This is a genomic window from Candidatus Thiodiazotropha sp. LNASS1 (assembly GCF_964212655.1).
GTDB lineage: Bacteria > Pseudomonadota > Gammaproteobacteria > Chromatiales > Chromatiaceae > Thiodiazotropha.
Genome location: NZ_OZ156465.1, coordinates 217,906 through 237,599 on the forward strand (window position 1 = coordinate 217,906; position 19,694 = coordinate 237,599).

At 53.7% G+C, this 19,694-nt stretch carries 19 protein-coding genes; 18 read left to right on the top strand and 1 reads right to left on the bottom strand.

The genetic code is table 11. From position 1 onward, the window contains the following. Positions 1–18: 18 nt before the first annotated feature. The 18 genes from AB8516_RS00810 (at position 19) to AB8516_RS00895 (ending at position 19,414) form a co-directional block, all read left to right on the top strand. Positions 19–1,479, top strand: a complete 1,461-nt coding sequence (locus tag AB8516_RS00810) for a hypothetical protein (protein WP_369157130.1) — start codon at positions 19–21, stop codon at positions 1,477–1,479. A 13-nt stretch (positions 1,480–1,492) separates the two neighbouring features. Then, the gene (locus tag AB8516_RS00815) at positions 1,493–2,869 is read left to right on the top strand and encodes a sodium:solute symporter (RefSeq protein WP_369157133.1); all 1,377 of its coding nucleotides are present in this window, start codon (positions 1,493–1,495) and stop codon (positions 2,867–2,869) included. A gap of 6 nt (positions 2,870–2,875) precedes the next feature. Continuing rightward, positions 2,876–3,709, top strand: coding sequence for a hypothetical protein (locus AB8516_RS00820; protein WP_369157136.1), 834 nt, complete (start codon positions 2,876–2,878; stop codon positions 3,707–3,709). Positions 3,710–4,102: 393 nt separating this feature from the next. Then, positions 4,103–4,405, top strand: a complete 303-nt coding sequence (locus tag AB8516_RS00825; protein ID WP_369157139.1) for an RAQPRD family integrative conjugative element protein — start codon at positions 4,103–4,105, stop codon at positions 4,403–4,405. 9 nt (positions 4,406–4,414) lie between these two features. Continuing rightward, complete coding sequence (locus tag AB8516_RS00830; protein WP_369157142.1) at positions 4,415–4,645, top strand: TIGR03758 family integrating conjugative element protein; 231 nt, start codon at positions 4,415–4,417, stop codon at positions 4,643–4,645. Positions 4,646–4,730: 85 nt separating this feature from the next. Then, positions 4,731–5,081, top strand: a complete 351-nt coding sequence (locus AB8516_RS00835) for a TIGR03745 family integrating conjugative element membrane protein (RefSeq protein ID WP_369157144.1) — start codon at positions 4,731–4,733, stop codon at positions 5,079–5,081. A gap of 3 nt (positions 5,082–5,084) precedes the next feature. Next, positions 5,085–5,465: a TIGR03750 family conjugal transfer protein gene (locus tag AB8516_RS00840; protein ID WP_369157146.1), complete on the top strand. Its 381-nt coding sequence runs from the start codon at positions 5,085–5,087 to the stop codon at positions 5,463–5,465. After that, on the top strand, positions 5,374–6,090 hold the full coding sequence (locus AB8516_RS00845) for a PFL_4703 family integrating conjugative element protein (RefSeq protein ID WP_369157148.1): 717 nt from the start codon (positions 5,374–5,376) through the stop codon (positions 6,088–6,090). The genes AB8516_RS00840 and AB8516_RS00845 overlap by 92 nt, the downstream gene beginning before the upstream one ends. A 12-nt stretch (positions 6,091–6,102) precedes the next feature. Next, positions 6,103–6,900 (top strand): TIGR03749 family integrating conjugative element protein, encoded by a 798-nt coding sequence (locus AB8516_RS00850; RefSeq protein ID WP_369157150.1) that lies wholly within the window; start codon positions 6,103–6,105, stop codon positions 6,898–6,900. Positions 6,901–6,908: 8 nt separating this feature from the next. Beyond that, positions 6,909–8,318 (top strand): TIGR03752 family integrating conjugative element protein, encoded by a 1,410-nt coding sequence (locus AB8516_RS00855; RefSeq protein WP_369157153.1) that lies wholly within the window; start codon positions 6,909–6,911, stop codon positions 8,316–8,318. Next, positions 8,275–8,697, top strand: coding sequence for a TIGR03751 family conjugal transfer lipoprotein (locus AB8516_RS00860; protein WP_369157155.1), 423 nt, complete (start codon positions 8,275–8,277; stop codon positions 8,695–8,697). Before AB8516_RS00855 ends, AB8516_RS00860 begins: the two co-directional genes overlap by 44 nt. A 5-nt stretch (positions 8,698–8,702) precedes the next feature. Then, positions 8,703–11,429 (top strand): conjugative transfer ATPase, encoded by a 2,727-nt coding sequence (locus tag AB8516_RS00865; RefSeq protein ID WP_369157158.1) that lies wholly within the window; start codon positions 8,703–8,705, stop codon positions 11,427–11,429. A gap of 201 nt (positions 11,430–11,630) precedes the next feature. Further along, the gene (locus AB8516_RS00870; protein WP_369157160.1) at positions 11,631–14,276 is read left to right on the top strand and encodes a hypothetical protein; all 2,646 of its coding nucleotides are present in this window, start codon (positions 11,631–11,633) and stop codon (positions 14,274–14,276) included. 340 nt (positions 14,277–14,616) lie between these two features. Further along, entirely contained in the window at positions 14,617–14,991 is a 375-nt protein-coding gene (locus AB8516_RS00875) for a TIGR03757 family integrating conjugative element protein (protein ID WP_369157162.1), read from the top strand. Then, positions 14,988–16,100 carry a TIGR03756 family integrating conjugative element protein gene (locus AB8516_RS00880; RefSeq protein ID WP_369157164.1) on the top strand — a complete coding sequence of 371 codons (1,113 nt, stop codon included), beginning with the start codon at positions 14,988–14,990 and terminating at the stop codon, positions 16,098–16,100. The genes AB8516_RS00875 and AB8516_RS00880 overlap by 4 nt, the downstream gene beginning before the upstream one ends. A gap of 83 nt (positions 16,101–16,183) precedes the next feature. Then, the gene (locus tag AB8516_RS00885) at positions 16,184–17,482 is read left to right on the top strand and encodes an integrating conjugative element protein (RefSeq protein WP_369157166.1); all 1,299 of its coding nucleotides are present in this window, start codon (positions 16,184–16,186) and stop codon (positions 17,480–17,482) included. Next, the gene (locus AB8516_RS00890) at positions 17,472–17,849 is read left to right on the top strand and encodes a hypothetical protein (RefSeq protein ID WP_369157168.1); all 378 of its coding nucleotides are present in this window, start codon (positions 17,472–17,474) and stop codon (positions 17,847–17,849) included. Before AB8516_RS00885 ends, AB8516_RS00890 begins: the two co-directional genes overlap by 11 nt. After that, positions 17,846–19,414 carry a conjugal transfer protein TraG N-terminal domain-containing protein gene (locus tag AB8516_RS00895; protein ID WP_369157170.1) on the top strand — a complete coding sequence of 523 codons (1,569 nt, stop codon included), beginning with the start codon at positions 17,846–17,848 and terminating at the stop codon, positions 19,412–19,414. Before AB8516_RS00890 ends, AB8516_RS00895 begins: the two co-directional genes overlap by 4 nt. Before the next feature lie 10 nt (positions 19,415–19,424). On the opposite strand, the gene AB8516_RS00900 is transcribed toward AB8516_RS00895, so the two are convergent. Then, entirely contained in the window at positions 19,425–19,649 is a 225-nt protein-coding gene (locus AB8516_RS00900; protein WP_369157172.1) for a hypothetical protein, read from the bottom strand. Positions 19,650–19,694: the final 45 nt, after the last annotated feature.

Sequence of the window (19,694 nt, forward strand, 5' to 3'; positions counted from 1 at the left end):
TGATAGGCTGTTTAGCGCATGGACATTTTTTCAGAGCTTATTGCAAAACTACAACCAAGGCTCTTCTGGAGAAGAGCTACCGTCCTATTTCATGTGCCATCTACGTGCATAAAAAATAGGGGTCAGAACGTTCACTCGGAAAATGGGTTTTTCATAGATATTGCAGATGCGGTTTATGCAAAAAATAAGGGACCAGTATATTCGTCTCTCTTGGGCCAGCCTGCAGCAGGGTGGTCTGCTATTAGATATTTCTCAGTGGGCTTTGCTAGTCAATTTGAAGTGACGATAGATTCTTTCGAGGAACTTGATCAAACTACTTTTTCAGATCTTGAAGAAGGGGTGGATGAGTTTTTAAAAAACCTGTCAGATAGTGACCGGCACAAAGCGTCAGATGCCGATGGTTTGGTATGGAGGGATGATTCGTTTACGCCATCAAATGGCTATATTTTTCACGTACCCCTATCTCCAAATGCGCACTTATATGAAGGAATTGTTGAGCTTCCTGTGTTTGGTGAAGCATATGTGATTTGCAATAACAATGCCCTAGACAGAGAACAAAGATACAAACTGATAAAAACTGGCATAGATGCAGGTGGCTGGATTTTTGCCGAGCTCTCAAGTCTCGTGATGGGAGTGAATAAATATAATTCAGGAAGGAGTGGGCAGTCCCGTACTGATATAGATAGAACAAAGCAAAGGCTAATTCGAGAAGATTATACCTTCTTGCTACTTCGGTTCTTGATGCTTCACGAGTGGCTATACAACGACCATTCTGCGTATAGATTGTTGCGGTTGGTTCATCCGAGACCGGGCGAGATCTATGACCGCTTTGGGCTGGTTCCTCCTGCTGTTAAGCGTGAGTTCCAAGATTTTGATGCTTCACAGCTAGTCGAGAAAATTGTTGATCAGTTTCTTGGATTTATCTATAGCGTTGATGATACTCAATTCCACTATTCAGAGGCTTTCCTTTCAAGGATCAAAAAAAAGTTTGTTTTGATTTGCAAGATGCTCATTGTGGCCATTACAGGCGAAAGAATGGATGTGGTAGATGGGGATATTGGTATGGGCAAAGCGATAGGGCTGCAGGTGCCAGATACTAAAGGCAGTAGCATCCTTGATGAATACTGCAGTCTGATTATTGATGAAGATCAAGTTCCCAATTTAAAAAAGAAAAATGAAGCAAATATTGCGAAATCACTTGTGGACTTGTTTGAAAGGCCTGATGGTGGCGGTAAGCTACAGGTGAGGCCTAACTACGTGCATTTATACACTAACGAGGGCGGGCATGAATATCACAGTATTAGAGATGCAAAGGGTGAGTCAGCTAAAAAGTTGAGAGAATCTTTGGGATGCTCTTCTGAAGATAATGATATCGAGTTTTTTTATCATATCTTCAAGGATGATAAAGCATACAAGTATATTTCCAGACTAACCCAAATAAGGTGGTATCGTGTCATAAAAGATACCTCCGAATCCTGAAGCGGGGTGTGATATGAAATTATCAGGTTTAGACATATTTGTTGTTTTTACATATTTTGCATTTTTGCTTGTGCTGGCATTGTACTTTCGTTGGAAAAAGATTGTTTTCTCTGATTTTTCCGTGGCTGGGAGATCTGTTTCTAGCATGCTGGTAACACTAAGTTTGCTAGCTACCCTTATAGGTCCAGGTTACTCGATTGCTCTAGCTGATAAAGGCATGAATTATGGGTACTTGTATTTCTTTATATTTTGCTTCTTTTCTGTTCAGTACGTCTTGACCGGATTGTATTTTGCGCCACGACTTCAGGAACACACCGATTGTCATTCTTTAGGAGATGTGTTGCGCAAAGCCTACGGAAGCCACATGCAGGTTGTCGTGGGGATAGTATCACTCGTTCTGACTGTGGCTTTTTCCGCAATAATGGCGAAAGTGGGAGGTAGTATTCTATCCGGCATACTGGATATTGAGTTTAATACAGCGGTTCTCATAGTAACATTTATCGGGGTTCTATATGCGGTCACAGGAGGGTTGAAAGCCGTAATATATACTGAAGTTGTTCAGGCTGTGCTCATACTAGTGGCCACAATACTTCTGTTGATGTTTATGCTGGAAGAAAAGCAAGTTCCTGTTGACTGGATGGCGAGTGCGCTTGCTTCTACGGATAAAGCGATAGAGAGCCATACTGTTATCTCCCTTATCGGTCTTTCTCTTGCTTTTTTGCTGGGAGAGTTTTTAATACCGCCGTACGCAAACAGAGCATTTGCTTCTCGTACAAAAAGTATTGCATCAAAGAGTTTTATTGCCGCAGGGATTATGTCGGCGGTATGGTTTTTTATTGTTGTAACGATTGGAGTATTGAGTGCGTATTTTATAAACCAGGGTGGAGATCAAGGTGCTTTTATTGGCTCTGGATTCGCAGTGCTTCCGTCCGGTTTGCTAGGGCTCTTTGTCGTCGCGTTAGCTTCCATTGTTATGTCGACTCAGGAGTCGTTGTTCAACGCAGGAGCAACCTCCTTTGTTAGGGATATCATGAGGAATGATGGGGCTGATGAAGTAAAAGACTTAGCGTCTGTTCGTATAGTTACACTATTCGTATCGGCATCTGCGGTGTTTGTCGCAATTTACGCTCCAAACATATTATCAATACTGTTGGCTGGTTACGCGGTATGGGTTCCAATTGTAGCAGTACCTCTAGCATGGTATTTGCTGACTGGTAAGACGGATATTGTGGTGGCGTATTCTTCTGTAATAGTCGGTGGGGTTCTCAGTATCTCTTCAATGGTGATTGATCCTGCGGCTATTGAAAATGGCTTGGCAGTATTCGTTGGAGTATTTGGTAATGCTGTAGGTGCTGCGTTCGGTTTGGTATTTCGCTCTAAGCGTGGGTAAATATTTGTGAACAATAACCAATTGGCCAAAGTGCTGAAGGACATAGTGGCTAAGGAAGCCGGTGGGTTTTCCAAGAGTGTACTTCAGACAGGTCATTTCATGCTCAACTATCGAATCCAGGAGAGCGCATCTGGTAAGGCTTTGGTGGCCGATGACCATAACATCTCACTAAGACAATTTTCTGAGGAAACATGGGAGGTGGGTAGAGATCTTGTTCGGCTGAATCATATAGAAAGGCTTCTTCTATTAGTGAATGACTGGCAAGAACTTGAACCATTTAGACCCGGTATTACTGATCACATGGTCTTTCAGAAGTTAAAAAGTGATGCGCTGGAGAAATATTATGCAGAAAATCCGACCTTGCCTTATTGTTTGAGAGAGGCTCCGGTGAAGGAGGATTCCATTGAGAGACGCAGTATTGATTGCTGGATGTTTTCAGAAAGTGCTTTACGTGATGAATTCCGTATTAGTGTCATAAAGGAATTAGAGCCTAGGTTTGAATTTATAAGAAAAGTAAGAGAAGAGGGGAAAAGTTATGTTAGGTTCTATCGGGCAGAAACGGATTTAAAAGAGTTCCATGATAATAATGAGTATAATTTATTGTGTGAGAATACGACTGACTGTGCCGGTGAGGTGGTTCAGTTGCTTAACAATATGAAGAAGCGGTCTGTCGATTGTTTTGTTAACTTCTACCCTATGTCGTGTAGGAGGTATGTAAACATAGGTTGTCTTATTGCCGAGGCTGTTCTTCCAAAAGAAAGGAAAATGAAAGTTGTGAATGTAGCGATAGGAGATACGCTTGCTGATTCTGCAATAAAGGTGAATATATATACGATGTAACCATTGTTCGATCCATGTTCACACCAAAGTAGTAGTTGGTTTTTTTATTCATCAATGAGTGGAGAATTGCGGATCTCAATAACCATCATAGTTAAGTCGAGAGTCTACTTCCAATCGCCCCCATCATGTTAGGGCATTGAGTTGGCAACCGAACGGCAACGCATTCTCTGTTAGCCAAGATAGTAGGGTGTCATCACTTAATTCATACTGCCTTACGGTTTATTCTGGCGCTAATTCACAACCAACGTAACATTTTGGGTGGCTAGGTTGTTGCTCTAACCACCTTCTATTGTGGTAATAGGAAATCCCACACCTTTCTGATCTGATTTTCCATATCTAGTCCTCCCCGAATCCCCCACCATGCGCGTCATGCGCAACACGGGGAGGACATCCATGCAAATTACCAATCTGCTGGTCTCAGGACTGTTGGCGGCTGTATTGCCGGTTCAGCTTGCCATTGCTGACGCAGACGGTGAGCGGGCGGCACTCGCCCGGATTATCCACGAACTACAGGCCATCGATCCGCTGATAACGGAAGCGGCTACTCAAGCCAATCCGGATGCCCGTGTACGTTTCCAGTATGAGTGGCTGCGCCAGGATCTTGATCGGATTCGACTCGGGATCCAGGAACACATCGATGCACCACGTTCTGAACCCCGGACTTTCCCGCCGCTGCGCGGCGATTACCGTCGGTGATGTCAGGTCATGACGGCAGCTCAGAACACGGCATTTCAAGCGGGCTCCGGTTTTACACCGGCCACGTTGCTGACCGGCATCGCATCGGTCGTGCTGGTGCTGGCCTTCGTCTGGGTTATTTGGGTCTTGCTGGGCACCTTCCGTGCCTGGCAGAACGGGCAGGTCGTTTTGTTCGATGTGGTCTGGTCGGCACTGCGCGCCAGCATCGTGCTTATGGTGTTGGGTTTTTATCTGCGGTAGCGGCCGTTGGCCACTGTCGCAGGGGTTCGGGGAGTTCCCCGTATTTTTAACAGGGGGGCAACCCCGTTACCTCGGAGAGAAAGTAATGATGAAGAAAGCAGTAAAAAAGGTGGTAACCGCAGCTGGGTTGCTCGCAGTTACGGCAAGCCAGTCGGTATTCGCGGCGTTGCCGACCCCGGTGGCGCCCAGTACCGCACCCGCAGCCGGTGACTGGATTGGGCTCATTTCGGGTTACATCAAGGATGGCGGTCTGGTCCTGGGTCTGGCGATCGCTGTGCTGGGCTTCCTGTGGATTGCCTATCTCGGCTTCGCCAAGTTCAACGAGGCTCGCCAGGGCAAGGCCGAATGGGCCGAAGTGGGCGTGCTCGGCATCGTCGGTGCGATCGTACTGATCTTTGCCAGCTACCTGCTCACCGAAGCCGCGGGCGTCATCTAACCGATGTCGGGTCGAGACGACATTCTGGCCGATCGGCTCAATGTAGAGCCGGCGATTTTCAAGGGCTGCTCGTCGTCCGAACTGGGCATCATCGTGGGTGTGGCCGCGCTCATCTGGTTATCCGTTAGCCTCCTCCTGGCGGGTTTGTTGGGCGCGGTCACCATGGGGTTCGGCATGGCCGGTGTCGGTGTCGTGGGAACAGTCATCGTTATGGCGGGGCTGTTCCAGCGGCTGAAACGTGGCCGACCGGATGGTTACTACCAGCAACAGATTGCCATCTGGTTGTCGGACCATGGTTTGCGCAGCTCGCCGTTCATTCGGCGCAGTGGCGCCTGGGATATCGGGAGAACACGGTATGCGACGTTACCGCACCGAGATCGATAACGTTCGCGCGCACCTGCGCTCACTATGTGTGGTGATCGGCCTCCAGTTCGTCGTGATCCTGGTTCTCTGGTTTGGCTGGAGTCAGGCGCCGAAACAGTTGACGGTACATGTCCCTCCTGATCTGCGTTCCGGGGCGACGCTTTCGGTCGACGAAGTGCCGGCGGCTAATGTGTATGCCTTTGCCTTTTACATCTTCCAGCAGCTTAACCGCTGGCCCGACGATGGAGCCAAGGACTATGGCAAGGCCATCTTCCGCATCTCTCCGTATGTGACGCCGCGATACCGGACGGAGCTCATGGCCGACCTGGAACAGAAGGGCCGTAAGGGTGAGCTGGCCTACCGGGTGCGAGGTGTGCATGAGATTGCCGGACACGGCTACGAGGAACGTCGCGTCGATGTACTCGCGCCAGGCGTTTGGGTGGTCTGGCTGGATCTCGATCTGTTCGAGTCGGTGAAAGGCATGACGGTGAAGAAAACCGCCATTCGCTATCCCTTGCGGGTGGTCAGTCTCGCAGTCGATCCGGAAGCCAATCCCTGGGGGCTGGCGTTGGACGGCTTTGCGAGTGACGGGCCGCGCCGGCTGGAAGAATCAGAACTCGGTGTAGATGCCGGGCAAGAACAATAGCAGGAGCAACCCATGCGAAAAAAAACATCGAACCATTCCGTAATGACTACCTGGCTGGGTGTGACGCTGCTCTTGATGCAGTCGCTCGTGCATGCCGAGACGGAAACGCTTGAGCGGATCGAGTGGAAAAAAGCACCGATCCGGTTGGAACTCGCAGTTGGTCAGGAACAGCGGATTGAATTTCCCGCCGCAGTAAAGGTGGGTGTGCCGGCCTCCGTTCAGGGTGTGTTGCGCACGCAGAGTGTCAACGGGATGGTCTACCTGTTGGCGCACACGTCCTTCGGATCCAACCGGCTCATGGTGCGTGAACTCGATAGTGGGCGTATCTACCTGTTCGATGCCACGGCTACAGAAGAAGGCGGGCCAGGTCATCCGATTCAAATCTATGTGTCGGGTGAACAGGGCAATGAGAAAGATCAGGCGACTGCCGGACATGAGCCGGAACAGGAGCGGCCTGATTTTATTCAGCTGACCCGCTTCGCCGCCCAACAGCTCTATGCCCCGGCTCGCCTGGTCAAAGACCAGCCCGGTATTGTCCGGGTGCCGGTCAGCCGTGATCCTGTCGATCTGTACCATGGTGGCGTCGTCGAAGGGGTCCCGCTGGTAGCATGGCGCGCCAAGGGTCTCTATATCACCGCGGTCAAGCTCACCAACCGTACCGAACAGGCGCTAACACTGGACCCACGCAACATTCGGGGTACCTGGCTGACGGCAACCTTTCAGCACCACCGTCTGCTTCCCAAAGGCGATGAAGCTGATACCACGGCTGTGTATCTGATCTCCGCCCGGCAATTCGGCGTTTCGCACTAGGGCTTACCATGGCACAAACAACCTCCAACCGACTCTTACCCCTGCTTGCCGGCGCCGTTGTGCTGATGCTGGTATTCGTCACCCAGAAATCCTGTTCGCAGGAACCTGAAGATGCACTCGTTCTGGAGAGCGTGCCCCAAGCGCCTGCGCCGGATGCGGACAGTCCTGCCGATACCATCAAGACGCTGACGGCCAATGTCGCCTCCATGACCACGGAAGTACAGGCTTTACGCAAGGACAATGACCAGCTGCGCAAAGAGAACCGCGATCTGCTGGCCAACCGTCACCAGATCGAGGAGAACGTCACAACCCGGGTCAAGCGTGAGCTGCTCTCCCATGAAAAAGACCGGGAGTCACGCGACCGGATCGATGCCGGTGTGCTTTCTTCCCTGACGGCACGTGTGGATGCGCTGTCTCAGTCTCTTTCCCAGCGTTACCCCAACCAAAGTGGCAGTGACATCCCGGTGGGTCTGGGCCTCGATGACGTCGGAGAGGGGGCTACAACTTCTGACAGCCTGATCTGGGTCGAACCGCTGGATAGTGTCGACGATGCTGCGTTAGAGGCCAATGGAAACAGTCTGCTGCAGAGGGTAGGTCAGTCGACCGGAAGTGCGTTGACATCGGCGACTGAAAAGACTCCAAAAATTAAACAGGCACTGACTCAGGAACTCAGCACCGTCCATCCCGTTTATACAGTTCCCCGAAACGCCACCTTGATCGGTTCAACAGCCATGACGGCCCTGGTCGGCCGGGTGCCGGTGCAAGGACAGGTTCGTGATCCGATGCCGTTCAAGGTTATCACCGGCGCAGATAACCTGGCCGCCAATGGCCTCACAGTGCCGGGCGTTCAAGGCATGGTGTGGAGTGGGACCGCTGTTGGAGACTGGACGCTTTCATGTGTGACCGGTCGCCTCGATTCGGTCACCTTCGTTTTCGAGGATGGCACCATCCGAACCATTTCCGGCGATGACCGAGGCAATCAGGGAGGTGGCGCAGAAAAGCCGCTGGGCTGGATCTCCGACGAACAGGGCATCCCCTGCATCACCGGTGAACGCAAGACCAACGCGCCGGCGTTTCTTAGCCAACGGATCGGTGTGATGGCCATCCAGGCGGCTGCGGAAGCGGCGGCTAATGCCGAGACAACATCGGTGGTGAGCAATGCGGGCAGTGTCAGCAGCAGCGTCAGCGGCGATACCGGCCGCTTCGTGTTGGGCAAGACCATTTCCGGCGGTAGCGAGGAAGTGTCGAAGTGGCTGTTGGAGCGCCAGTCCCAGAGCTTCGATGCCGTCTTCGTCCCGGCCGGCATCCGCATTGCCATCCATGTTGACCTGGAACTCCCTATTGATTTCGATACCACTGGCAGGAAACTGACCCATGAAACCGACCTCGACCCCTATCGCCGCACTCGGCTTGATTAGCCTGGTGCTGGCCGGTTGCGCCAGCACCAAGGATACCGTACTACCCCAGGATGGCCCTTCGATGAAGGCTATTTATGAGGGCCACGTGCATGAGATGAATGCCGACAATCCTCAGGTCATTCGTGGTGAGTTGGGCAGCCGGTCCATCGTCTCGGGTGACGCAGCGCTGCATGGTTATACACGAGATGCTTTCAACGAGATCGATGTGCTGTTTCCTCGCCTGCCTAATCCGACGCTGGTGATGTACATCTTTCCGCACCTGGCCGGTGGTGCCGGCGCACCGGTGCCCGGCTATACGACCGCCTTCCCGATGTATGAACAGGTGGAATATGCGCTACCCGGTGAAGTCCGTAGTCAGCAGGGTGGTGGCCGCCGGTGAGTTTCATGAAATCAGTCCCTACGCCCTCAAGGCGAGAGGAGCAAAGCGAAGACTTGCCTGTCACCACGAACCAGGTCAAGCAGCTGTATGAACGCCCGCCGTCGTTTACCGACTTCTTGCCGTGGATGGAATACAACCCGGCAAGCCGTACCTTTCTGCTGGAAGACGGGATCAGTGTCGGCGCCCTGTTCGAACTGATCCCAGCCGGTACCGAGGCACGTACACCCGCGTTCATGACCCAGTTGCGCGATGCGATCCAGACCGCGCTGACCGATGCCATTCCTGAAGAAGACGACGCACCGTGGATCTTGCAGATGTACGTCCAGGACGATCCGAGTCTTCAGGGGTTCGAGAAGGAGATCGCGGACTATGCACAGCCCGGTGCGCGTGAGTCAGGCTATACCCGCCACTTCCAGCAAACATTGTCGGAGCATCTCGCCCGGATTACCCGTCCGGGTGGTCTCTTTGAAGACACCGCGGTGACCGGTACCCAGTGGCGCGGCCAGGTCCGGCGTGTGCGGGCCACGTTATACCGTCGTCTGAAACCTAATGGTCGGGTGCCGTCCGCTGTGGAAATCGAGGAATCCCTGAACGATGTGGCCACCAAGTGGGTAGCCTCACTGGCCTCGGCTGGGATTCGGGTACGCCGTGGTACGGGTCGGGACCTCTACGAATGGTTGCTGAAATGGTTCAACCCAAGGCCTGAAATTACGGGTGGTGATCCCGATAAGTTGCTTGAGATTGCCCCCTATCCGGGGGATGAAGACCTGCCGTTTGGGCATGATCTTGCCGATCGCCTGATGCTGACGATGCCTCGCTCGGACAATGCCTCGGCGACCTGGTGGTTCGATGACCTACCTCATACGTTGGTGACCATCCAGGGACTGCGCCGGGCGCCCGAAGTCGGTCACATGACCGCAGAGCGCCAGGCCGGCGATCATGTCTTCTCACTGTTTGACCGATTTCCTGAATACACCGTGATGGTGCTGACCCTGACGGCCAAGCCTCAGGACTTCACGCGTAACCACATCGCCCAGGTCAAACGGGCCGCAGTGGGGGATTCCGCGGAGGCCGAACTCACCAAGGAAGACGCCGAGGCCGTGGAGCGGGAGATGGCACGCGGTAACAAGCTCTATCCGCTGGGCATCGCGTTCTATGTGCGTGGGAACGATATGAAGACCCTGCGCGCCAATGTCAATCAGTTGAACGCGTTGTTGTTGCCCAACGGGCTGCAACCGATTCTCCACGAAGCCGATCTGCTGGCACTCGACAGCTATATTCGTAACCTGCCCATGGCCTACGATGCTGCCTTGGAAAAATCCAGTCGCCGTTCACGACTGGTGTTTTCCAGTCATACGGCGAATCTGCTACCCCTGTACGGCCGATCCAAAGGTACCGGCCATCCGGGTCTGGTGTTCTTCAATCGGGGTGCCGAACCTCTTGTGTTCGATCCCCTGCACCGGGCCGACCGCAAGAAGAACGCTCACATGCTGATCCTCGGTCCCACCGGCGCCGGCAAGTCGGCAATGCTGGTTTATCTGCTGCAGCAGATGGCCGCCATATACCGCCCGCGCATCTTCATCATCGAGGCTGGCGGTTCCTTCTCGCTGCTGGGTCAGCAGTTTCAGGCTCATGGCCTGGCGGTCAACCAGGTTACCCTGAACCCGAATACCGATGTCAGTCTGCCACCATTCGCCGGTGCCTTACGTGTGTTGCAGAAGGGGCGTCAGCAGTCTGTGCGCGATGATCCGGACGCACTGGAAGAAGACGACAAACTGGGTGAGGAGGGCACCGGCCGTGACGTGCTCGGCGAAATGGAGATCGCGGCCCGTATCATGATAACCGGGGGTGACGAACGCGAGGATGCGCGCATGACCCGGGCCGACCGGCTGTTGATCCGTAATGCGATTTTCCTGGCGGCCAAAACCGTCAAGGAGACAGGCCGCGATCAGGTGCTCACCCAGGATGTCGTCGCTGCACTCCAAAGTATCGGTCACGATGAAAGCCTGCCGGACCACCGGCGCAACCGGGCCATCGAGATGGGTGACGGCATGGCGCTGTTCTGTTCAGGCCTCGCCGGACACTTTTTTAACCGTCCGGGCACGCCCTGGCCCGAGGCGGACATCACGATTCTGGAGATGGGAATACTGGCCCGGGAAGGCTATGAAGATCAGCTCACCGTCGCTTACATCTCCATGATGAGCCATATCAACGATCTGGTAGAACGCCACCAGCACGATGCAAGGCCGACACTGGTGGTGACCGATGAAGGGCACATCATTACCACCAATCCGTTGCTGGCCCGTTATGTGGTCAAGATCACCAAGATGTGGCGAAAACTGGGTGCCTGGTTCTGGATTGCCACCCAGAATCTGGAAGACTTCCCCGATGCCAGTCGCAAGATGCTCAACATGATGGAGTGGTGGCTGTGCCTGGTGATGCCCAAGGAAGAGGTTGAACAAATCGCCCGCTTCAAGGATTTAACCGATGTGCAACGCAGTCTGTTGTTGTCGGCTCGCAAGGAGCCTGGCAAATATGTCGAGGGTGTCGTGCTTTCCGACAATATGGAAGCGCTATTTCGTAATGTCCCGCCGCCGCTATCCCTAGCGCTTGCCATGACCGAGAAACACGAAAAGGCCGAACGGGCAGCTATAATGAAGGATAGGGGCTGTGGTGAGTTGGAGGCTGTACACATTGTTGTGGAAGGTATTGCAAAAACTCGTGGTGGATAGTTTGTTCTCAAATTAAGTAGAAATGTAACAGCCGATCATGTGCAATGATCGGTGGTACGTCCCTATATATCGAAGAGGAGATTGACCTCCGTCCCAGAACCGGGGGATACTGAAGCCAACCAAGGATAGGGGCGTTTATACATAAATTTACGTCGTACACGGAAATTAAGTTCAACCTTACCACAAGATAGGGAGATCTTTATGAATGTACATTCCAGCCGCCGAAACTCACTCCTGCCATTTAAGTTTTTTTCCCAGCTGGCTATATTCGCTTCAATGATGTCATGCTTCGCGATTGCATTGGCAGGCGAATGGGAACTGCCGCCAGAATGGCAAGAGGCCAACCTGAATTCTCACCAGATAGTTGTAGCGCGCGGTGACGCAGTAGCGCGTTGGTTGCCCGTTGATGAACATCCGAGTATCGCTCCGCATGCTCATCATCTCTCTTTTGGACTAATGTTGCTCGAAGGTCGGATCGACCTTCGCTTTCGTGAAGCAGAAACTGCCGCCTACCGTCTCCGGTTTGAGGTGCATTCAGGGCCTCTTGGCCCATCTGTTTCGGCTACCCTGTCAACGACCGCTCCAGGCGAACCCGACAAAACCCTTGTCGAAAACGTGTTGAAGGGGTTCGAATTAAAACGGTGGTACGCAATCGGCATTGAGCATCGAGTAGTTGAAGATGAGGACTATCCAGAACCCACAATTTCCTTAGAGGTAAAGGTCGACGGCGCCACGGTGCTTACCACCCACTCACGAGGTCCCCTACCGCCAGGTGGCACTTCGTTTCGGTCCTTTAGTAGTTCAAACGCTTATCTAGACATCTTTCACGATAAGCTGGACGCAGCCGCCAGTGAATTGCGCAAGCGTCCGATAGCTCAGGGCTTCCCGAATGAGCACGGAGCGTTCATCACTGCCAACCGAGACGTCTTTTATGAAACATACACATCTATGGGGCGGCATCCGGTACTAGTTCCAGAACGCCAAGTTTTTGCCCATCGTTTCGTGCAAGACCGTTATTTGGGACAGAACTACGTCCTTCCGGAAGCCATTTCGAGCAGTCCCGCACCGAAAAGGGTGGTCCAGTCTGGGGTACATAAACTCTGGATTCCAAAGAGTCTCGAAGAGGATAATCCGGTTATTTTTGGTCTCACTCCGCACGAAACAAACTTCCTAAACGACCCCGGCAGGAGCACAGTCTTGATCTGGGGTGTCAATCTCGGCAATGACTGGACTTGGATCTACCTCGGAGATCCCTTGAGGGAAGGGGCGCTCAAGGCAAAGTTTCCGGTGCTACGTCCTGCCGAAGGTGATTTTCTCCCTGAGCTCGAGTTTCACCCGGAAATCGGGCGAGTGCAGAATAATATTCAGGTGGTGCGGGTAGATCTCTCTAAGTTAGCACCCGGCGGGATGCCTTTTGAAGGTGAGGCGCTGCTGCGCGTTCAGCCGCCCCATCGCGAAGGCTATTTCAGCAACGACGTGCCCATCTACCTCCGCTCGAAATGGAAGTCAAGACCGATGTTTGTCGGGATGACCAAGCGTTTCAATATCGATAAGGACGAGGGTGGGGATTTAGACGGTATTCCAGAACACAAATGGACCCTAGGCGGTTCAACAGTAGTGGAACCTCCAAGCACCTCGACGGGGGCGCAGCGTATGTTTTTCCAGACTGGACTTCACTTTCCTTATCGACAGACGGTGCCATGGGAGAGCAGGGAAGCAGATTGGCCTGCGGAGATTCCTGTGTTCGCCAGGAAAGAAAGTGAGATGAGCGAGGTGCTATCGCTCTCGCTCGCTGGAGTCGAACTGGATGAGGGCTGGGCGAGCGATCTGGCTGCGTTTATTTTTAAGGCAATCGGCAAAGGCATGGAGAATGTGCCTAGTAAAAATGACCCGGGTTGGCAAAAGCTTCTCTGGAAAGGCGGGGGCGAACTGGCAAAAGAGTTAGGGGATAAGATCAAGAAAGACGGTACCAATGATCCCATGGGAGCGCTGGTTCTGGCATACCCCGAAGATCAATTCTATGGCGCCTATAACAAAGGCGGTCTTGTAGACATCGCGTCACCCGATGAGGGCTCGCCACGCGGACAAGTCGATTTCGTTGTTCGGCACGTCGACGCTCCCTACGTGAAGTCGGTGAAGGTCAAGGTGAATAAGATACGCTGGATATCAAAGGTGGAGTACCCATCAACAATTAAGGTCACGAACGATATCTATCTTTTGGCACGGGCAGGCATTGGTTTTCGTGGCGGCAAACTCAACACCGGAACATCCAGTGGCGTCAGAACGAAACCAAAAACTGTACAGTCTCATGAATGGGTCGTGCTCTCATCCAATGAGCAGATAATTTTGGACGAATCGTTTGATAGGAAGTTACGGGAAACAGTTGACGTCCCCAATCAAGACCGCGCGCGCTTACTGAGCCAACTTAACGCTCGTAATATCCCCGATGAGATTGCAAATATCTTTTATGAACTGTTAGGAGGGTTGAGCGATCAAGCCAATATCGACGTTGTTGTACACAACAGCGAATGGGAGATCAACGACGGCGGACGCCGGTACTTTCTCAGCTTTGCCAACGACATGATCGGTATCTACGAGAATCCGCCTGTCGTGATGCCGTTCCTTTATGTCGAGTTTGCCCTTTGGGACAAGGACGGAGCGCTAAACGACGATGACAATTTCGGCGGCGCTTACACTAGGCTCTATCTTCCCGGTGACGAAGGCATGAAACCTGATCGGGCGAGCGTCAGGTCAGGGCCCGTAAATGTGCGCATTGATTCTGTCGGCTTCCCAAGCTACTGCGAAATCGAGTATGAGTACGCTGTCGAACGAGAGACAGGTCCCTAGATAGGGTTGGCGATGAGGGAGGCAGATCAGAAGGAGTATAGGCCGCATAAAAGCGCTTTTCTTCCGATTACACGTGCATTCAATATATATGGAGACGCACAACGATTCTCTGAATTTTTATGCTGACCTCATAAAATCATAGATGAAGTTAAGGTAGTAAATCGATCCAGGTAGTTCGGCATAAACTAAGACAATTGCCGATTGGATTTCTCCTTTAGCCACCGCAAAGCCTGGTGCAAGATCCGAGGCTATGAATCTATGTTACTTTCTAGCGTCCCTTCTCTCCGTCATTGCCATCTGTCCTGTGCACGCGGTAACTTCCGGCAACTCAGTCCCTATTGTGGAAGTCTTCACCACCAAGGAACAGAAAATCCGATCGGATGCTCATGCTGAGTCCATAAATCCAGACCAAGGCATTGATCTACAGGTCTATCTATTAGATGGAATACAGCAGTTTGAGTCTGCGTTGTCTAAGAAGCTACCTACCGATTTAAAGCAAGCTAAACAGATTGCTCTGCAACGACTTCAGCATTTGGATGCAAAACTCATGGCGGCAATGCAGCAGGCAGCCATCGGTTTAACTAAGGCGACGCAGTATGGTGTAGATCGTTATCCAGCCATCGTCTTCGATGGCCAGGCAGTCGTCTATGGCGTAACCGACGTGCTGACTGCACTTGCGTATTACCAGGCATGGCGGCGGGAAGGTAAGCGATGATCCGCCTGAGATGTCTATCGTTCTGTCTTGCCATTGCACTATGGATTCCGGTCACCGGATTCTCCGGTACAACGACCACACCACAGATCGTTGCCCAGACGACGACGGCGGCATTGTCCTGTATGCGGTGGATGCCGATCGGCACCTGTTTCTGGTTGCACTGTTCCTGGTCCGGTTGCAGTGTGCGGACCTCGATCAAGGTTGGGCACTACAATCCGGATCTGGTGGTCAGCAGCTACAATGAACTGGGAGGCAATCCCTGGGTGGAGATCCGTGCAACCTTGGGACTTGCCCAGAAGACTGCAGCAACGACTCTGCTGGGAAGCCTATTACCTATTCCCATCGACAGTGCTGGTAATCGCACCGAGGGAAGCACCGAGCCCAGGGAACACCGGAATCTGGTATTTCGTGAGACCGATGCCATCGGCCATCCGGTCGCCTCGTTGGCCAGTGTGTCCACCGGGGTGGGGTTGCTCTGCCAATCCCAGACAACCCCTTTCTTCCCTTACTTCCAATCGGGTCTGGATGCCTTGTCCTGGCGACAGGAGGTGCCGGAGATCTTCTATCTTGCCAGTCTGCTACCCGGATTGCGCGAAATCGGCACCTGGCCACTGCAGACATGGGGTGGGGTCTACCCTCGTACCGGCTGGACCACCCAGGCTGAAGAGCCTAAAGCCGCCGCCATCAATGCGCAACGGGCAGGTGATATCGTCACCCGTGCCGGTCAGCCCCATGTCTATGTACCGCTCTCCGGTGCGCCTTATATGCACAACGACCTCATCAGCATCATCGACAATTGGATCCCCGACGGACTTGGCGGTCTGGTCAATCATTGGATACCTAACTTTTCGGGTCAGCGGGTCTGGCCGCCGGGTCCGTTGCGGGAAAAAGACCGCTCCACTGGCACCTGGCAGATGCTCGTGCCCTTGCCGGAATTGACCTGCGGTGTATTTGGCAGCAATGACCTCGCCAGTCTCAGCGGTTGGGGTGGTGGGCGTGTGGATGGGGCCGGGGACTATGCCTGGAACCTTTGGCGTCCCTACAAGTGTTGTAGCCGACGAGGGCAGATGTTTTTGTATTCACTCGATTGGTTTCCCTATCCACCATGAGCCAGAGAGACATGTTGTATAAGAAATGCTCGGTCATAAAAATCCAACCCCGTTGCTCATTGTTGTTCATCGGACTTTACCTGATGTTTGGTCCATACACACTGGTGCAAGCCACCCAGGCGCCCACCGAGGACAGTCTCTGGTACTACAAGATCGGCGGGGCGGAACCCGTCTCCCTACCCGCCAATCCAGCCGTGACCTCAGTCACCCTTGGCGGTTCGGCCCAATTGGGTCTGGGATATAGCTGTGGCCGGTTTGACCCGGTGGCGGCCGTCACTAATACCCTGAACGATATCGGTTCCGGCATCGATAACATGATGAATGCCATGACGGCTGCAGCGAGTGCGGCCATAGCATCACTTCCAGCGCTCATCCTGCAGCGAGCCAATCCAGGACTTTATGATCTGTTCCAAAATGCCCTGCTGAAAGCAGAAGAGACCATGCAACTCGCCACCAAGTCCTGCGAACAGATGGAAGCGGAGATCGCCAAAGGCAAGAATCCCTATGCCGACCTCATTACGCTGTCCAAAGGCAATGACTGGAAGTTTCAGATGGGCGTTGGTGGTAATGATGCGGTAACCGCCAAGGACGCCGTCGAGACCGCTAACGGGGACAATGGCGTGCCCTGGATCGGCGGGCAGGCCGGGGGCTCCGGACAGCCGGTGCTGGAATTTACCGGCGACATCGTCAAGGCCGGGTACAACATCAATATGAATCGTCCGATCACGACGGCAGGACCGGTGCCTCCTGCATCGGCCACCCGCCTGACGGAGATCTGGACAACACCTACCGAGGCGCGCAACTGGGTCGTCGATGTGGTCGGCGAAAACATCGTCACGACCTGTGATACCTGCCGCAAGGACAGTATTCCCGGCACCGGGCTACTGCCAAAGCTCAATCAGGAGGCGACTACCGTAACGACGGAAATCCAGAACCTGGTCAGTGGCGTAACGCCCCCGACTCTGACCAACCTGGACAATATTACTGCCCCGGGTGTGGCCATCACCCGCCAGGTCATCGAAGCGATCCGGGAGATGCCGGCATCCGAGCAGAGCCTCATCATGGGCCGGCTGGTGTCAGAGATCAGCACGGCCCGTACGGTAGAAAAGGCGCTGTACGCCAGTCGACTGCTGCTTTCCGGCCGCCAGGTGCCTGAGGTCTATGCCACCGAGGTGGCCCGCGAGCACGCGGACAAGTCCATCGCCGAGCTGGACAAGGAGATCGAGAACCTGTTGTTCGAGACCCGGGTGCGCAAGGAGGTAGTTTCCGACACGATTGCGACCTTGCTGCAACGCGCCGCGGCCCGTCGGCAGTCGTCCCTGAAAACACCAGAAGTACCGACCATCGATCCGCGTCCGCTGAGCAATGGCCGTGTCCAATAACGGATTTGCCCTGCGTTGGCGCTGGTTTGTTTTGCTGACCCTGCTGGCGTTCGGTCTGGCATTGGGGGCGGGTGCCATTCTCTGGCATTCGGTTGAGACATCCTCTGTAGTCGCGGTGCAGACAAGGATTGATGCCTTGAAGCCACTCCTGACTGGCATCCGGGTCTCGCTGATTGCCTTGCTGGCGATGGGCTGGCCATGGATCGTGAACACCCTTGAACGTTGGGGACGTCTGGATGAGACACGGGCCCCGAACTTGCTCGCTGTACGCTGGCGTATCGTGACCTGGCTCGTCGTGATCGAACTGGTGTTGGGTCAGAACCTGCTTGGTCAGGTGCTGGCCGTACTGCAGGGGAGTGGGGCATGACTGTCGATAGCTATCTCGAACTCTTTACGACACTGTTCGGCTGGACCTTCTATGGCATTTTGTGGGATGTACTGGTCGGCACCGGTATCGTATTCCTGCCGTTCCTTGGAATCCTGATCGACAATTGGCGAGAACCGGCGCAAGGCGGGGAGTTCGGTACCGTCACCGGCTTGTCACTGCGGCGCATGGAGCTGGAACTCTTCATTGCGCTACTGGTGGTTGTATTGGCCGGCCAACCGGCCGCGTTGACGCCACTGAACGCAGCTTCACTCAACTACACGCCGCCACCAACTCTGATCGATCCGACACCGCCCACAGCGACCGTGGCCGCACCCCAGAGCACCTACGGTTCTACCGGCTTCACTGGATCGCCGGCGACCGTGAATATTCCGGTGTGGTGGTATGCGGTGCTCTCGATGACCTCGGGCTTCAATCACGCGGTGGTCGAAGGCCTTCCAAGCGCTGCGGACATGCGAACCTATGAGCAACAGGCGCGTCTGGCGACCATTGCTGACCCGCGCCTCCGCCAGGAAGTGAGCGACTTCTTTAGCCAGTGCTACATTCCGGCCCGGTCGATGTACCAGTCAGAACGACCCGCCACCGCCGCGGTGAATGCCCTGCTGACAACCTATGGCGCTGATGATCCGGACTGGATGGGATCGCAAGTCTATCGTAATACGCCGGGCTACTATGACACCCTGCGCGCCACCACGCAGGTCAGCGGCTGGGCCTACAATGCTGCCCGTGATACCGAATACGATCCTGCGGCTCCACCCACCTGGGGCAGGCCTTACTGCAAGCAGTGGTGGGAAGACGCCTCGGCTGGCCTACGTGAAAAGTTGATTAACGAGGCCGATGCTACCTCGGCCGGATTTTCAGGTTTGGTGGTTGCTATTGCACCGGCCCTGGCCAGCGAACAGCAAAATGATGCAGTGGCCAAGACCGTTCTGGCGAATTCCCCGCCATCGTGGTCGAACAACGACCTCGTGGCCCACAACTCCGGCAGTACCGGGTTACTCAGTACGGTAGAAAATGTCGCCAAAGGGGGCCTGGCCTCAGGTGGCGTGGTAGCTGCATCGGCGCTGTTCTCGGTCACCATGACCGCGGTCCTGCAGGCCCTCCCAATGGTGCAGGCCGTGCTCCTGCTTGGCATCTACGCCTTGCTGCCAATGATCGTGGTGCTGTCACGCTATTCCATCTCCATGATGGTCATCGGCGCCATGGCTATCTTCACCGTCAAGTTCTGGAGCGTGCTCTGGTACCTGGCGCTGTGGGTGGATCAGAACCTCATCCTGTCCATGTACCCGGATGTAAATGTCTTCCTGCAGATTTTCGCAAACCCTGGCGAGCACGACAGCAAGCGCATGTTGCTCAATATGATCACGACCAGCCTCTATCTTGGACTGCCACTGCTATGGAGCGGGATGATGGCGTGGGCGGGGGTGCAAGTGGGGCGTTCACTAGATCATTCTTCTAACCCGTTGATTAGGCCAGCGAACGACGCAGGTCAGAAAGGTGGCGCTTTAGGGAAGGCCGCGATAAGTAAGGGAATCAAGAAAAAATAAGGCCTTAGCTTCAATCGTTCTCGTACCAACCATATGGGTCTGTACCGTCGTCAAGCTGGCCGGTTCTGTAGTTCAAAGCTCCCGTCCGATCGGAATTACTCAAGGATTTGTCAGGATCGGGGGCTTCGGTGCTTTTACCAAGTAGTGAGATCATTTCTACAAATAGCACCCACAAAGAAGCGGCCACAAACAAGAGGAAGTTCCAAAAGTTCTTGATGAGATCTTTTTTAACCATAAGTGCTTAACCATATCCTCATAGTGTGTCCGTAGCCAACAATAA

Excerpts from the sequence above, each read along its gene's own strand:
- AB8516_RS00835 (WP_369157144.1), top strand. The coding sequence starts at position 4,731 with ATGATGAAGAAAGCAGTAAAAAAGGTGGTAACCGCAGCTGGGTTGCTC.
- AB8516_RS00860 (WP_369157155.1), top strand. The coding sequence starts at position 8,275 with ATGAAACCGACCTCGACCCCTATCGCCGCACTCGGCTTGATTAGCCTG.
- AB8516_RS00815 (WP_369157133.1), top strand. The coding sequence starts at position 1,493 with ATGAAATTATCAGGTTTAGACATATTTGTTGTTTTTACATATTTTGCA.
- AB8516_RS00830 (WP_369157142.1), top strand. The coding sequence starts at position 4,415 with ATGACGGCAGCTCAGAACACGGCATTTCAAGCGGGCTCCGGTTTTACA.
- AB8516_RS00840 (WP_369157146.1), top strand. The coding sequence starts at position 5,085 with ATGTCGGGTCGAGACGACATTCTGGCCGATCGGCTCAATGTAGAGCCG.
- AB8516_RS00870 (WP_369157160.1), top strand. The coding sequence starts at position 11,631 with ATGAATGTACATTCCAGCCGCCGAAACTCACTCCTGCCATTTAAGTTT.
- AB8516_RS00885 (WP_369157166.1), top strand. The coding sequence starts at position 16,184 with ATGTTTGGTCCATACACACTGGTGCAAGCCACCCAGGCGCCCACCGAG.
- AB8516_RS00900 (WP_369157172.1), bottom strand. The coding sequence starts at position 19,649 with ATGGTTAAAAAAGATCTCATCAAGAACTTTTGGAACTTCCTCTTGTTT.
- AB8516_RS00895 (WP_369157170.1), top strand. The coding sequence starts at position 17,846 with ATGACTGTCGATAGCTATCTCGAACTCTTTACGACACTGTTCGGCTGG.
- AB8516_RS00825 (WP_369157139.1), top strand. The coding sequence starts at position 4,103 with ATGCAAATTACCAATCTGCTGGTCTCAGGACTGTTGGCGGCTGTATTG.
- AB8516_RS00810 (WP_369157130.1), top strand. The coding sequence starts at position 19 with ATGGACATTTTTTCAGAGCTTATTGCAAAACTACAACCAAGGCTCTTC.
- AB8516_RS00845 (WP_369157148.1), top strand. The coding sequence starts at position 5,374 with ATGGTTTGCGCAGCTCGCCGTTCATTCGGCGCAGTGGCGCCTGGGATA.
- AB8516_RS00850 (WP_369157150.1), top strand. The coding sequence starts at position 6,103 with ATGCGAAAAAAAACATCGAACCATTCCGTAATGACTACCTGGCTGGGT.
- AB8516_RS00865 (WP_369157158.1), top strand. The coding sequence starts at position 8,703 with ATGAAATCAGTCCCTACGCCCTCAAGGCGAGAGGAGCAAAGCGAAGAC.
- AB8516_RS00880 (WP_369157164.1), top strand. The coding sequence starts at position 14,988 with ATGATCCGCCTGAGATGTCTATCGTTCTGTCTTGCCATTGCACTATGG.
- AB8516_RS00855 (WP_369157153.1), top strand. The coding sequence starts at position 6,909 with ATGGCACAAACAACCTCCAACCGACTCTTACCCCTGCTTGCCGGCGCC.